General features: G+C 35.5%; 11 protein-coding genes and 2 pseudogenes. 7 read left to right on the top strand and 6 right to left on the bottom strand.

Going from position 1 to position 13799, the window contains the following annotated elements; all coding sequences use genetic code 11:
- The 4 genes and pseudogenes from Q5O30_RS04225 to Q5O30_RS04210 form a co-directional block, all read right to left on the bottom strand.
- A pseudogene (locus Q5O30_RS04225) lies at window positions 1-761 on the bottom strand (hypothetical protein); the annotation flags it as partial.
- Between the two features lie 71 nt (window positions 762-832).
- The gene (locus Q5O30_RS04220) at window positions 833-1048 is read right to left on the bottom strand and encodes a hypothetical protein (protein ID WP_302624473.1); all 216 of its coding nucleotides are present in this window, start codon (window positions 1046-1048) and stop codon (window positions 833-835) included.
- 607 nt (window positions 1049-1655) lie between these two features.
- Window positions 1656-1946: a DUF3877 family protein gene (locus Q5O30_RS04215; protein ID WP_302674574.1), complete on the bottom strand. Its 291-nt coding sequence runs from the start codon at window positions 1944-1946 to the stop codon at window positions 1656-1658.
- Window positions 1936-3309 carry an MATE family efflux transporter gene (locus Q5O30_RS04210; RefSeq protein ID WP_021952512.1) on the bottom strand — a complete coding sequence of 458 codons (1374 nt, stop codon included), beginning with the start codon at window positions 3307-3309 and terminating at the stop codon, window positions 1936-1938. The genes Q5O30_RS04215 and Q5O30_RS04210 overlap by 11 nt, the downstream gene beginning before the upstream one ends.
- Before the next feature lie 669 nt (window positions 3310-3978).
- Here Q5O30_RS04210 and Q5O30_RS04205 point away from each other — a divergent pair.
- From Q5O30_RS04205 to Q5O30_RS04185, 5 genes are all read left to right on the top strand, one after another.
- Entirely contained in the window at window positions 3979-4974 is a 996-nt protein-coding gene (locus tag Q5O30_RS04205) for a helix-turn-helix domain-containing protein (RefSeq protein ID WP_021952511.1), read from the top strand.
- 38 nt (window positions 4975-5012) lie between these two features.
- On the top strand, window positions 5013-7127 hold the full coding sequence (locus Q5O30_RS04200; protein WP_021952510.1) for a SulP family inorganic anion transporter: 2115 nt from the start codon (window positions 5013-5015) through the stop codon (window positions 7125-7127).
- An 89-nt stretch (window positions 7128-7216) separates the two neighbouring features.
- A complete protein-coding gene (locus Q5O30_RS04195; RefSeq protein ID WP_021952509.1) occupies window positions 7217-8845 on the top strand; it encodes an RNA polymerase sigma factor in 1629 nt (542 codons plus the stop codon).
- Window positions 8846-8989: 144 nt separating this feature from the next.
- A complete protein-coding gene (locus tag Q5O30_RS04190; protein ID WP_021952508.1) occupies window positions 8990-9355 on the top strand; it encodes an arsenate reductase family protein in 366 nt (121 codons plus the stop codon).
- Window positions 9356-9435: 80 nt separating this feature from the next.
- Window positions 9436-10056 carry a methylated-DNA--[protein]-cysteine S-methyltransferase gene (locus Q5O30_RS04185; protein ID WP_021952507.1) on the top strand — a complete coding sequence of 207 codons (621 nt, stop codon included), beginning with the start codon at window positions 9436-9438 and terminating at the stop codon, window positions 10054-10056.
- 4 nt (window positions 10057-10060) lie between these two features.
- Here the strand turns inward: Q5O30_RS04185 and Q5O30_RS04180 are convergent, their stop codons facing one another.
- The gene (locus Q5O30_RS04180; protein WP_021952506.1) at window positions 10061-10501 is read right to left on the bottom strand and encodes a peptide chain release factor-like protein; all 441 of its coding nucleotides are present in this window, start codon (window positions 10499-10501) and stop codon (window positions 10061-10063) included.
- Window positions 10502-10758: 257 nt separating this feature from the next.
- Window positions 10759-11889, bottom strand: coding sequence for an RtcB family protein (locus tag Q5O30_RS04175; RefSeq protein WP_021952504.1), 1131 nt, complete (start codon window positions 11887-11889; stop codon window positions 10759-10761).
- A 527-nt stretch (window positions 11890-12416) separates the two neighbouring features.
- Here Q5O30_RS04175 and Q5O30_RS04170 point away from each other — a divergent pair.
- On the top strand, window positions 12417-13376 hold the full coding sequence (locus Q5O30_RS04170; RefSeq protein ID WP_021952503.1) for a YafY family protein: 960 nt from the start codon (window positions 12417-12419) through the stop codon (window positions 13374-13376).
- A gap of 137 nt (window positions 13377-13513) precedes the next feature.
- Window positions 13514-13799 (top strand): annotated as a pseudogene (locus Q5O30_RS04165) (hypothetical protein); the annotation flags it as partial.

Raw genomic sequence — 13799 nt, 5'->3', positions numbered from 1 at the left:
CTAGTGCGACAGCCCCTTTTTAGTGTATATGTTGCATCTTCTTTTTTGTCCTTAAGCATTAAGGCACAGGACAAATTATTGTATATGTTTGAAAGAAGATTGGCAGAGCGAGCTGATATTTCGTTTAAATTATGATAGTTTTCTACAAGTCTAATTGCTTTGTTGTATTTCTTTATAGCATTGTCATATTCTTTTTTTGAAAGTAAAAGCCATACTTTGTAATCCAGCAACAGTGCTTTGTCTAGTTCGTTTATAGTGGATTCTTTTTCATTCATCAATAATTCAATTCTGCTTATTATGTCGGGCAATACGTTAATTAATCCGTACTTTTCAAAGTAAGGGAACATATCCTGAAGAAAAGAAAGATAATAGTTATTGTGATCTATAATAATGTGGTTATTTATACTTGTAAGTGCATTAGTTATAATGACAGGTCTTGTCACATCAAGACCTCTTGCAAGGCAAATAAAATGTAGATGATTAAGTAGCTTTTTGCATAATGATACAGAAGGCATAGTCTCAACTAGTGAAACCTCCATAATCATCTGATGGAGTGATATAAATTTATTGGTGTTGCCTTCACTTATTATTCCGTATCGTATTAGTTCATTTACGGTATTTAAGTTATCGAGCTCAAGCCATTTTCTAAAAGTATCTTTGGGAACGCCTGAAAGTGGCATAAGACAAAGATTTCTTAAAACATTAATCTGATTATCTGTAAGCTTTGACAGGCTCATAAGTTTCTGCAAATGTCCAATCATACTTGCGTAATCAAATTCATCATCCTTATAGAGTGCGATTTCATTTGTATTTTTTCTGATTCCAGACTTTACTAGTTCATCAAGAAGTTCTTTTGATGAAATACCACTTTTCCTATACCGGCCATACCGGTAATAAATATATGAAAATCCTGTTTCAGTAAGGTATCTATTTCTTTTAATTCATTTTTTCTTCCAATAAATTCTTTTACAACAGATGGAAGTCTGTTGCCAAGTAGAACATCAGACAAATCAGGTGAATATAGTTTACCGGAGCCATAATCGGACATTATAGCACAGTGTATTGCGTTTGAAAAAAAGATAGAATTGTCTTGTCCGACAACGTTCTTTCTATCTTGTCAAAATCACAAATGTGCTTGATCACACATTTCCTGAATTCAAGCCATTATTTAATGAGCGATTTTCAAAAACTGCTTTGTATCTGCTTGAAAACTATGGTTCTGCTGAAAAGATGGCTCGCATGAATTCAGCTTCTTATGAAAAACTTCGCTCATTGTCCAGAGTCAATTTTTTGCCTCAGCAATTCCTGAAGTTAAAGGAGTTAGCAGCAAATACTGTTGGTGTAAATAATTCTATCTTTGATGTAGAACTAAATAGCCTCTTATCCTTACCGAGTAGCTATTATTCATGTCGCAAAGAAGCTAATTAGAGATATCCAAAATCATTATATGACAATTATTCATAATTCGTTGTTCGCAAGGGCATCTAATAAAGATTATTTAGGAAATTGGAATTTGCTTTTGGGTAATATTCTTGAGTTCCTATTGGATTATGAAATTGCGGTTGACTGGGATAAGTTATATACTATTTTTAATGAATTTTTGAATATTACGTTACTTAGATTATAACGGATGTCAGCCGGAATGGTGCAACTTTTTATATTTTATGACAAGGGGTGAAAAAAATTATGATTACACTAGATTGTGCGCGAATGTTAACACGAGGTAAAGTTTCAATGCATGTGGAAAGTGTGGCGAAGCTACAAAGGGTGGAATAAAGAAGTATGTGGCTGAGCCTAATGCCGGAGGAGAAACCAAATTCATCAAAGTCTTCAGGAAGAAATCTGTGATATATTGCATTAAAGATTTCATCTTTAATGCAATAGTAATAAGGATTATCTCGGTTTGTAAATTTAATAAGAATATCACATTCTTCGTTACATTTCATTAGAATTTCTAATTTGTGCAAGTGCTTTTTTAAACTGGAATGTAAACAAAACAGATGTAAATAGCACAGCAATAATATCTGCAATCGGCTCTGCCATGTATACGCCAATAGTTGGATTAGATACAACGTGAGGCATAATATAAATAAGCGGAAGCAACAGTACGAACTTACGCACAACAGCAACAATAATAGAGTTGACTGCTTTGCCAAGGGACGTAAATGTTATCTGACAGGCAATTTGAATTCCGAAAAGGAATAAACCACCCAAATATATTTTTAACATTGGTGCAGTAAAGGCAACCAGTTTTGCGTCGGAAGTAAAAATACTTACGAATACTTTTGGAATAATCTGTACTGTAGCCCAAAGCAATGTGGAATATGTTAAGCATGTAATTACAAGCAGACGGAAAGTTTTCTTTACCCTGTCTGCATTTTTTGCACCGTAATTGTAGCTGGCAATAGGCTGTGAGCCTTGGGCGATTCCCTGAAGTGGCAACATGGCAAACTGCATAACGCTGGTTAAAATAGTCATGGCACCAACGGCAATATCTCCACCGTAATGAAGGAGAGATGAGTTAAAGCAGACGGTTACAACGCTTTCGCTTGCCTGCATAATAAAAGTTGCAAGTCCCAGTGCAACACATGGAAGAAAAATTTTAGGTTTCAAGCCCATATATTTTTTTCGCAGATGAAGCTGTGTTTTTTTGCCACTAAGAAAAACAACTACCCACATGGTTGAAATTGCCTGTGACAGCACAGTTGCAAGGGCTGCACCTTTTACGCCCATATTAAAAACAAAAATGAATACAGGGTCTAAAGTAATATTACAAATGGCACCGATAAGAACGGAAACCATTGAAGTTGTTGTAAATCCCTGAGCAGTAATAAAAGCATTCATGCCCAGAGTTAACTGAACGAACAATGTACCTAAAGCGTAAATACGCATATAGTCCGTTGCGTATCCAAGTGTATTTTTACTGGCACCAAAAGCCATTAACAAATCTTTATTCCAAATCAGCAAAACCACCGTAAGAACAATAGAAACAACAATCTGTAAAGAAAAGCAGTTTCCCAATATTTGTTCTGCGGATTTATTATCTTGTTTTCCCATACAAATAGAAGCTCTTGGCGCACCACCGGAACTGATAAGTGCTGCAAAAGCAGTAACAATCATAATAATCGGCATGCACACGCCGACTCCGGTAAGAGCAAGACTGCCTTCCCCCGGAATATGTCCTATATAAATTCTGTCTACAACATTATAAAGCATATTAATAAGCTGGGCGATTACTGTTGGAATAGACAGCTTTAGAAGAAGTTTTCCAATAGGAGCCGTACCTAAGAAATTTTTGTCATTCTGCATATATGTACCTCTTTTGAATATTTTTTCTGTATAAAATAATAATCTATGTAAAGTGGAAAGTCAAAAAAGAATACATTGAAAGAGCGTATTGTGGTAAGAATGCAGATACACGAAAAAGATATTAATTATTAGTGCACGCCATTGATAATAAAGTTAATGGAAATGTTTAGACTAAAAAGAAACCTATTTATCAATATAATTGCTTTCGAAAAGTAATAAACGGGGATTTGCGTAGAAATTAGAAACAAACGAATGGGGATTTGCGTAGAATTTACGTTTACGTCAATGGGGATTTGCGTTATACTGATGCCAGAGAGATGATAAAATATGCCCAATTGAGGTAAAGTCAGGCAATTACAGAGGACACAAATCGTTAGATGTATTTTGCGATAAGTTCAGTAGTCGAATTAGAGACAGATATGTTGTCCATACCAAAGATTATAAATGGGAAAATGGTATTAATTATATACCTGTATATATGGTGCCGTTTATATAAGATATTAAAGGAATGCTTTAAAAACAGAGAATGATTTATAGCAAAAAGCCCATATAAAGGGCTTCTTTGCACAGTTGCAACCATCAGTTGACAAATTCCCAAGGCGACTTTATAGCCAGTAACCGGATATTTATGGTAAAATCAGGATGTTCGAACAGAAAGGAAAGTAGAATATGATTTTAGCAGAAAAAATATCAGAAGAAAGAAAAAAGAACGGTTGGAGCCAGGAAGAGTTGGCTGAGAAATTGTCAGTTTCAAGACAGTCGGTTTCAAAATGGGAAAGTGGCCAGTCAGTGCCTGATTTAAACAGAATTTTGGAAATGGCAAGAATTTTTGGCGTTACAACTGATTACTTATTAAAAGATGAAATTGAAGAAGCGGAAAACGTTGATGGTTTTAAAAGTACGGAAAGTTCTAAGAAGCTTCGAAAGGTTACTATGGAAGAGGCAGATGAATTTTTACGAATTAAGACTAAAATGTCACCTATCATAGCATTTGGAGTATCTTTATGTGTGGCATCTGCAGCACCATTGATTGCCCTTATAGGTTTAAGTGAAAGCAGAAGAATTGGAATTACAGAGGATTTTGCCAGCGGAATAGGCGTGGCAATACTTCTTGTAATGGTGGCTGTAGCAGTATTTCTATTTATTTTAAGCGGAAGGGAATCCTCTAAATATGAATTTCTAGGCAAAGAAGAAATAGAAACTGAATATGGTGTTGATGGCATTGTCAGAGAAAAGAAGAATGGTTTCTCGGGAAAGTTTACAATATCAGTTGGAATTGGAGTAGTTCTATGTATTTTAAGCTGTGTGCCATTAATGCTTTGCGCAGGAATTAACGCAAAAGATGATATTGTAGTGATATCAGTTTCAATTTTGCTTCTGATTGTGGCAGTGGCAGTTAATCTTTTTGTGAGAGTAGGCATCGTTAATTCAAGTTTTGACGTATTATTGCAGGAAGGAGACTACACTGTTAAGAAAAAGAAAGAAGCTCCTGTTGTTGGAGCCGTTATGCTAGTGTACTGGTTAATCTTTGTGGCAATCTATTTAGGATGGTCATTTCCAACAGGAAAGTGGGATATTTCATGGGTTGTGTGGCCGATAGCAGGAGTACTTTCCCCGATAGTGGCTTTAATAACAAGAATGTTTGTGAACAAAAAAGAAAAATAGAGTTATAATAGGGAAAAACGGAATAGAAGGACTTTAAAATGAATATAAAACTATTGCACACATTAAGGAACTATAACAGAGACAATTTAATTAAGGACATTATAGCAGGAATTATTATTATGGCTGTGTCTATTCCTATCTCTATGGGATATGCGCAGATAGCCGGTTTGCCGGCAGTTTACGGATTGTACGGTTCGGTATTTCCAATTCTTGTTTTTGGACTTTTTTCTACATCGCCTCAGTTTATATTTGGTGTGGACGCGGCTCCTGCAGCTCTTGTAGGTTCAGCGCTTTTGACACTTAACATAGAGGCTGGTTCAGACAAGGCTATGGCAGCAGTTCCTGTTATGACGTTTTTTGTTGCCTTATGGTTGTTGGCTTTTTATTTTATGAAAGCCGGAAAGCTGGTTAATTACATTTCAGCACCGGTAATGGGTGGTTTTATAACAGGTATTTGTACAACAATCATATTAATGCAGATTCCAAAGGTTATGGGAGGCACATCGGGAACAGGAGAGTTTTTCGAATTAGCCGAACATATCTATAAGACTACGCTTAATATAAATATGCCATCAGTAATTATGGGAGTGATAGCGCTGGTAATACTTTTTGCCTCGAAGAAGATAATGCCTAAATTTCCAATGGCAGTAGTTTTAATGTTTGTGGGTACGATTTTCACAATAAGTCTTTCAATAAGAGATTGGGGAATTAAGACTTTAAATGCAGTAGAGCCGGGACTTCCAAAGTGGAGTATTCCTGATTTTTCGGCTATTCCAATTCAGCAAACCATTACAATAAGTTTATCAGTGGCAGTAGTAATTATGGCTGAAACATTGTTGGCAGAGAACAGCTTTGCTCAGAAAAATAATTACAGAATAAATGACAATCAGGAGATTTTAGCTTTTTCTGTAGGCAACTTTATGGCTGCTTTTACAGGATGTTGTCCTATTAACGGTTCAGTTTCACGTACGGCAATGGGGGAACAGTATCAGGCAAAAACTCAGCTTACAGGTATTGTGGCAGGACTTTCTATGATAGTGTTGCTTCTTTGTGGAACCGGATTTATCGGATATCTTCCTATTCCTATTTTGACGGCAATAGTTATTTCGGCACTTATGGGTGCAACTGAGTTTGACCTGGCAGTAAGATTGTGGAAAGTAAGCAGAACTGAATTTTTAATTTTTATGGGAGCTTTTTTCGGCGTGCTTTTACTTGGAACAATAAATGGAGTTTTAATCGGCATAATTCTTTCTTTTACGGAAATGATTATAAGGACTTCAAAACCTTCAAGATGTTTTCTTGGAATACAGCCGGGACACAGACATTTTAGGGATTTGAAGGAAGGAAGCCAGATACACGCAATTGAAGGCGTTGTAATTTATAGATTTAGCAGTAATCTGTTTTTTGGAAATATTCAGGTGTTACAGCGTGACATTGAAGACAGCATTAAATCTGATACTAAAGCAGTAATTCTTGATGCAGGTGGTGTTGGAAGTATTGACATAACTGCGGCAGACAGGCTGGCAATGCTTTACAAGTCCCTTGAAGAGAAGGGGATTGGATTTTATATGACGGAGCATATTGCCAGTATTAACGAGCAGCTTAGAAAACTGGGACTTGGCTATATGATTGAAGACGGAAGAGTCAGAAGAACTATCCATATTGCTTTGAAGGACATGGGAATTGGTAGACCATATCCTTTAGAAGGCGGTGTGGAAAATGTGGAAAGAAGTGCTTCAAGAAAAAGAGCTGACAATAAGGTTCAGGAGTTCGTCTGGGCATATGGTGCTGAAAGTGAGGAACAAATTGAAAAACAAATTGTCCTACAGATTCAGCAGTTAAAGAAAACAGGAGACATGGAAAAACTATTCCACGGAAGCTGGTCACATATGGATGCTTTTGATGAGGACGAGTGGTTAGAACATCTGGAAGAACACCTAAAAGAGATTGTTAATATTTCAGGAAAAGATGAAAAGACCATTGCTGAACGTTTTGAAAAGCATAGAGAAGAAATACATATAAGAATCAGGGATGAGCATCCTGAAATGGCAGAGAGATTTAAGGAAAGAAGGCATATTCTTGATGAACATTTGAAAAAAAGACATCCGGAAGTGTTCAAATTAATTGAAGATTTAAGGGAAAAAGAGGTTTAAATGTAACTTCTACCCAACCTATTTTCTTATTCCACACACTATATTAATGAAAACAAAAAGTGCACATTTGTTTATCATGGAGGTAAGTAGTGAACAAGATAAATGCAGACAGATTAATAGTTGAATACCAGCAGAAAATATTTGGATTTGCAATGTCTAAAATGAGAGATGTTGATAATGCAGAAGAACTTGCTTCAAACATAGTGTTGGAGGTATATAAGTCATTTCTTAAGTCGGATAATATTGCAAATATAGAAGGATATGTATATAGAATAGCAAGTAATGTATATGCAAGATTTATTGACAGAAAAATGGCAAATCAACACATAGACATTATGAAAATAGAATATCCGGTGTCTGAGAGCGGTTTTGATTGTATTGAAAGTGGAGAAACATACAGAAAACTGCGAAGAGAAATTGGAATGTTGTCCAATAGACAAAGGGCAATTACATACATGAAATACTATAAGGATATGTCTGTAATGGAAATCGCAAAAGAACTTAATATTTCTGTTGGAACCGTAAAATGGCATTTATCTGACATCAGAAGTGGATTGAAGGAGAAAATTGATATGGTTAAGAATGGTAATTTAAGTGTAAATCCTGTATATTTTGTTAGTATGGGACATGGTGGAAGTCCGGGTAAAAGTGGTGACACAAAAGATATGTTTGATTCAAGGTTAAAGCAAAATATTGCATGGAGTTGTTACTATCAGGCAAGGACAGTAACAGAAATTGCAAAAGAATTGGAAGTTCCCATTGCTTATATTGAAGGAGAACTGAGAAAACTGGTTGAGTGGGGATATATTGATCAGATTGATAATTCAAAAAATCCAAAATATCTGACAAATATGTATATAACAGATGTCAGAGAAGATTTTTCAGAAGAGTTAAAAATTAAAAAAGATGTTGCCGACTTTTTATGCGAGAATCTTTTTAAGGACATGTTTGACAAATTTGATAAGGCAGATGATAACTGGGGAATGATATGTCCAAATAATGATAAGAATTATTTGAAATATAATTTAATAATGATGACATTAATTTCCCTGGGAGATGATTGGGAAAATTGGGAAGAGTTTGCAGTAAAAAGACCGGATGGAGGACATTTTATTGCTTATGCAAATGTGACGGATGATTGTACAAAAAAGAAGTTAGACGATAAATACAAAGGTTGCGGTTATATGTTTGATCAGGTATGGAGAGATAACAGGCAGGTGCTTCAAAGTATACAGTATAACTGTATGTACAGTGGTAGAAGTATAGATTGGAGAAACAATAATCCGGATGATTGGGAGGATTTGTATTCGTACATATCAAATGGTTGTGAGAAAGACAAGATAAGTGTAAATAGTTTCTCAAATTTATCAGCAAAGGGATATGTAGCTGACGGGAAAAATCAGATTACACTTATAAATGTAAAAGACGGAAATTTAGTGGAGACCATAAACAATTTTGTAAAAACTCATATGCAGATTCCGGAATTTGTGCTGGAAGAAGGAAAAAGAACAGATGAAAGATTCTACAAGGCAAACCGGCATAAATATCCCAAACATTTGGAAAAACTTGTAAGATACAATAATAGCAACTCATTTACATGGGGAGAAAATATTCCTTTTATAGTTGAAAGAATGCTTGAAGTGAGAATGTTAAAACCACTGACTGATAAGCAGAAAAAGGCGGTATTTACAGTTGTGGCAATAAATGGCGAAGAATGATATAATTCTATAAAAATAATGAAGCACTTATAATTAGCTTACCATATGTACACGCTCTTTATGTAGAAGGATAATTGCATTAGTCGGGAAGACTGGTGAAGTCGTGAGATGTATGGGAATAATTGGTGTGGAAAGGATGAAATTATGCAAACAAAACAAAGGTTATTTATATGTTATCCAAAATGTTCAACGTGTAAAAAGGCAGAAAAATGGTTAGATGAGCATAACATAGAGTACACGGAACGTCATATTGTAGAAAATAATCCGTCATATGATGAGTTAAAAAAGTGGTTTTCTGAAAGTGGCTTACCCTTAAAGAAATTTTTCAATACCAGTGGATTGCTTTATAAGGAAATGAAACTTAAGGATAAACTGCCGACAATGAGTGAGGATGAACAATTAAAATTATTGTCAACAAACGGAATGTTAGTAAAACGTCCATTGCTTGTTGATGGTAATGAGGTGTTAATTGGATTTAAGGAAGCAGAATGGACTGAAACACTGCTGTAGAAAATCTGGTTTATATCCATGTAGTAAAAGAAATAGTGGGTGTGTAGACAACATCTATGAAAAGGAGCACAGACAAGATTATGAAAACAAGACAGGAAGCAATATCTTATGGATTAACATTTGAAAATACATATTTGGACACCCCATTTAAGGATACTAATTGGCAATTAATAAGAATAAAAGGAAGCAGAAAAGCATTTCTTTGGATTTATGAGAAAGACGGAGTTATTAATTTAAATGTGAAGGTTGACACGCAATGGAGAGATTTCTGGAGACAGACATATAAATCAGTTGTGGCGGGATATCATCAGAATAAAGAACATTGGAATACCATAATTCTTGATGGAAATGTACCTGATGAGGATGTAAAAAGAATGATAGCCGAAAGTTACGACATTATTACTGACAGTCCAACAAAAAGAATATACGAAGCTGTTAAGAAAATTCCTAAAGGGCATGTGGCAACCTATGGAAGGATTGCGGAAATGGCAGGGGAGCCAAAGATGGCAAGAGCCGTAGGAAATGCATTGCACAAAAATCCGGACCCTGAAAATATCCCATGCTTTAGAGTTGTCAATTCCAAAGGAGAACTTTCAGGAGCCTTTGCTTTTGGTGGAGAAAATGAACAGGCAAAGAGATTGATGGAAGACGGAGTGGAAGTGGTAGAGGGTAAAGTAGATTTGGAAAAGTATGGAATATAAAGGTTTAGGTTAGCTTAAACCCTGTGCCTTTATATACCCGTACGGGATTACCTCTAATGATTCTGTTATGCTCTATCCATGCGGCATTAGCCTGCAACTGCTTTTGTTGTGACTGCTTTTCCTTAAGGAGAACCGACAGTTTTTCCAAAGCATCCTTTTTATTTAATATCTGGCTTCTTTCAGAAGTAGAAGTTACCGTAATGCCTGTTGGAATGTGAATAAGTCGTACTCCGGTTTCAACTTTGTTTACATTTTGTCCACCCTTTCCACCGCAGTGAAATCTTTCAAAACGTATGCTAGGGTCAGTGCAAACAATCTTCTGCTCAGGTATAATGCTGACATCTATAAACCAGTTTTTCCTTTTGTGGTTGGGTCTGAAAGGACTTTGACAAATCCATTGTATTGTGCCTTCTAATCCGGATAAGTCATGACCGGTTTCAAACATTATGGAAGTGTANNGGTTTCAAACATTATGGAAGTGTAGCAGCCACTAAACCGGGACATATGAGAAGTAATTTCTTTTATGTCAGGATATTCTTTTTTTAGTACGTCATAAAATTTACCTACGGCAAGTTCGCATTCTGCGGGTCCCTGCCCTGAACTAATTTGTATTATCATAGTTTAGAATCCTTTTATTTTATAGTAGTAGTTTAAAACCCTCTCCAAGGTTAAAATGTTTATTAACATTCAAAATAAGAAAAATTAGTTACCATCAGCTTTAAAATTGTAAACCGGTGTAATTACCTTTTCTATTTTTACAGTTTCCCCGATAACATCCATTATTTCCCGGATTCCTCTATAGGCAAAAGGTGCTTCGTCTAAAGTCTTTTTATTTATGCATGAAGAATAAATACCCTTCATTTCTTTTTTGTATGAGGATAATGTATAATTGGACTTTATGCCCTCCCGGGTCATAATACGACCGGAGCCGTGGGGAGCAGATTGATTCCATTCGTCATTACCAAGTCCCGTGCCTAAAATAATGCCATCCCGCATATTAATGGGAACAACCACCTGCTCACCTGATTTGGCAGAAATTGCACCCTTACGGATAATAGGTGTGTTACCGGTGAAATCCACATAATTATGGATACAAGAATAACTATCTGAAATTTTCCATTTCATTCCCTTACAAATTTCGGCAATAATAATTTCCCTGTTTAAAGTTGCAAAATCCTGCACAATGGATAAATCGTGAAGATATTGTTGCATTAAATCTCCGGTAAGGTAAGTAAGTTCATAGGGAATGTCAATTTCGTTGTTTTTAAGCGATTGCTGACCTTCCCGCAGATAGTGTTCGGTAACTTCCACCCCAAGATGCCTACTGCCTGAGTGGACAGCAAGATAATAACTTCCTTCAGTATCCCGGTCTAATTCTATAAAATGATTTCCACCTCCAAGAGTTCCGAGACTTAATAAAGAATGCTCAGTGCGAATATGTTTATAGCAAAGCAGGGAAGACAAATCGAAAGTTTCTGCCTTGTGATGTATGTTTTTTCTCAGGGAAAAACCTGATGGAACTTTATCACGAATAACAGTGTCCAATTTTTGAAAATTGTTGATTTTTCCCGTTACTTTAGCAAGAGTAATGCCACAACCAATATCGATTCCTATGACATTGGGAAGGATACTATCACCTAATGTTGATGTAAAGCCAATTGTACCCACTTTTCCGGGATGAACATCCGGCATAACCCGTATTTTACAACCGGAAAAAGCAGGATTATCACATAGATTTTGAAGTTGTGCAAGGGCATAGTTGTCAATGCTATGATCTTTGGTGTCTGTGTTGAAAATAATTGCGGAAGTTGCTTTTCCTTTTAATGTTTTCATAAAAAATTCCTTTCTTTGAAAAATGAGGCTGCCAAAAGGGCATAAAAATACACCTCATTAAATATGTGAGGTGCCGGAATCCTTTATGATTGAAAGAAAAAAGATTTTCTATAATAGTTTATTTAAAAATATAATAATCCCCTGATTAATCATGCAAAAGGACAACGAGACCTCTAAAGTTTACTGTTAAATTGTTAATAGATTTCTTAAAAAATGTCATAATTGTCCTCCTTTCGAATCAAGATTAATAGTTACATTGCAGGGGCGTGGTGCCATCTACGTCATGTAGTATAGAGGCGGAAAAAGGATTTGTCAATGAAAAATTAAAAAAATATAGGGGCAGTTGGAGAAAAATGACTAATGTATGGTGATAAAATTAGAAAAGAGGGTGGGGGAATATAAAATAACTTTTCATATAAAAAAATGTGGGAATTTTTGGAAAAAAGTAAATATATGTTTTTAGAGTGACAATATGTGTCTATGCAAATTTGTATAATTCATATAAATGGAAATATGGAGGAGCGAATATGCAAAGTGAAAGCACTGATAAGATTCAAAGAGTGCTTGGGATATACAAAAAATTAATCAATGGTGAAATTGTAAATAAAATAGAGGAAGCCAATGACTATGGTGTGAATGAAAGGAGTATCCAAAGAGATATTGATGATATCAGATGCTTTATGGAATCGGAAGTAGGTCGAACAGGAGTTATTAATAATGTTATTTATGACAGAAATCAAAAGGGATTTAGATTAGAACAACAGAATCGTACAGAATTGTCTAATGGAGAGATGCTGGCAATATGTAAAATTTTATTAGATAGCAGAGCCCTGTTGAAAAATGAAATGATAGAAATATTAGACAAGTTAGTTAAATGTTGTGTTTCAAAGAAAAATCAGAAAGACATACAGGACCTTATAAAAAACGAAAAATTTCATTATGTTGAACCGAGACATAAGACGGAAGTTATGGATAAAATGTGGGAGATTGGACAGGCAATCAGAAAATCGCAATATATTAACATTAATTATGAAAAGCCAGGTACAAAAGAGATGGTTAAAAGGAAGCTGAAGCCGGTGGCAATAATGTTTTCTGAATATTATTTTTATCTAACAGCCTTTATAAGTGATGAAGAAGTAAAAAAAGATTTTGATGTGATAAATGATTCTTTCCCCACAATCTATAGAATTGATCGAATAAAGGAATTTAATGTATTAGAAGAAAAATTTTACATACCATACAGAAACCGATTTGAAGAGGGTGAATTTAGGAAAAGAATCCAATTCATGTATGGAGGCAAACTTCGGAATGTAAAGTTTAAGTATACAGGTGATGACATTGACGCAATACTTGACCGCCTTCCAACAGCCAGAATAATTGAGAAAGGGAGCAACTATTACATCATAAAGGCTGAAGTATTTGGTAAGGGAATAGATATGTGGCTACGGAGTCAGGGGGATAAGGTTGAGGTAGTTGGAATGGAGTAACAATAGATAATTTTTAATTACAAATAATTACAATTTTCTTGTCAGGATGACACATTCTGTCATCCTGATTTGGTATAATGCGTTTATATTGCAATATATGGGTAAGATTAAATATCAATAAATAGGAGAATTAGAAAATGGGAGATTATGTTAAGAACAAGAAAGATATGAAATTTCAAAGTCAGGATGCGTTGAAAACTGTACAATCAGTTATCGATGATGCGGATAAGGCATTGAAGGACAAATCGAGACGTATGGAAAATTCACCAATTGGAGAAGCAGTTGCCGGTGCAGTAGGTGTAGGTGTAGGTGCAGGAGTTGGATTCGCAGGATTGTATTTAGGTGGCTCTGTAGCAGGATTAAGTGCAGCAGGAATAACCAGTGGATTGGCAGCAGCTGGGGGATTAATTGGTGGTGGAATGG

The organism is Eubacterium sp. CAG:161 (assembly GCF_000432355.1).
Lineage (GTDB): Bacteria > Bacillota > Clostridia > Lachnospirales > Lachnospiraceae > Eubacterium_G > Eubacterium_G segne.
Note: the sequence above shows the minus strand (reverse complement) of the source record. Positions and strands in the feature narration are given on the sequence as shown.

Bases quoted from the DNA above. Each gene is read 5' to 3' on its own strand.
- Q5O30_RS04220 (WP_302624473.1), bottom strand. From the start codon at position 1,048: ATGTCCGATTATGGCTCCGGTAAACTATATTCACCTGATTTGTCTGAT.
- Q5O30_RS04215 (WP_302674574.1), bottom strand. From the start codon at position 1,946: ATGAAATGTAACGAAGAATGTGATATTCTTATTAAATTTACAAACCGA.
- Q5O30_RS04210 (WP_021952512.1), bottom strand. From the start codon at position 3,309: ATGCAGAATGACAAAAATTTCTTAGGTACGGCTCCTATTGGAAAACTT.
- Q5O30_RS04205 (WP_021952511.1), top strand. From the start codon at position 3,979: ATGATTTTAGCAGAAAAAATATCAGAAGAAAGAAAAAAGAACGGTTGG.
- Q5O30_RS04200 (WP_021952510.1), top strand. From the start codon at position 5,013: ATGAATATAAAACTATTGCACACATTAAGGAACTATAACAGAGACAAT.
- Q5O30_RS04190 (WP_021952508.1), top strand. From the start codon at position 8,990: ATGCAAACAAAACAAAGGTTATTTATATGTTATCCAAAATGTTCAACG.
- Q5O30_RS04185 (WP_021952507.1), top strand. From the start codon at position 9,436: ATGAAAACAAGACAGGAAGCAATATCTTATGGATTAACATTTGAAAAT.
- Q5O30_RS04180 (WP_021952506.1), bottom strand. From the start codon at position 10,501: ATGTTTGAAACCGGTCATGACTTATCCGGATTAGAAGGCACAATACAA.
- Q5O30_RS04175 (WP_021952504.1), bottom strand. From the start codon at position 11,889: ATGAAAACATTAAAAGGAAAAGCAACTTCCGCAATTATTTTCAACACA.
- Q5O30_RS04170 (WP_021952503.1), top strand. From the start codon at position 12,417: ATGCAAAGTGAAAGCACTGATAAGATTCAAAGAGTGCTTGGGATATAC.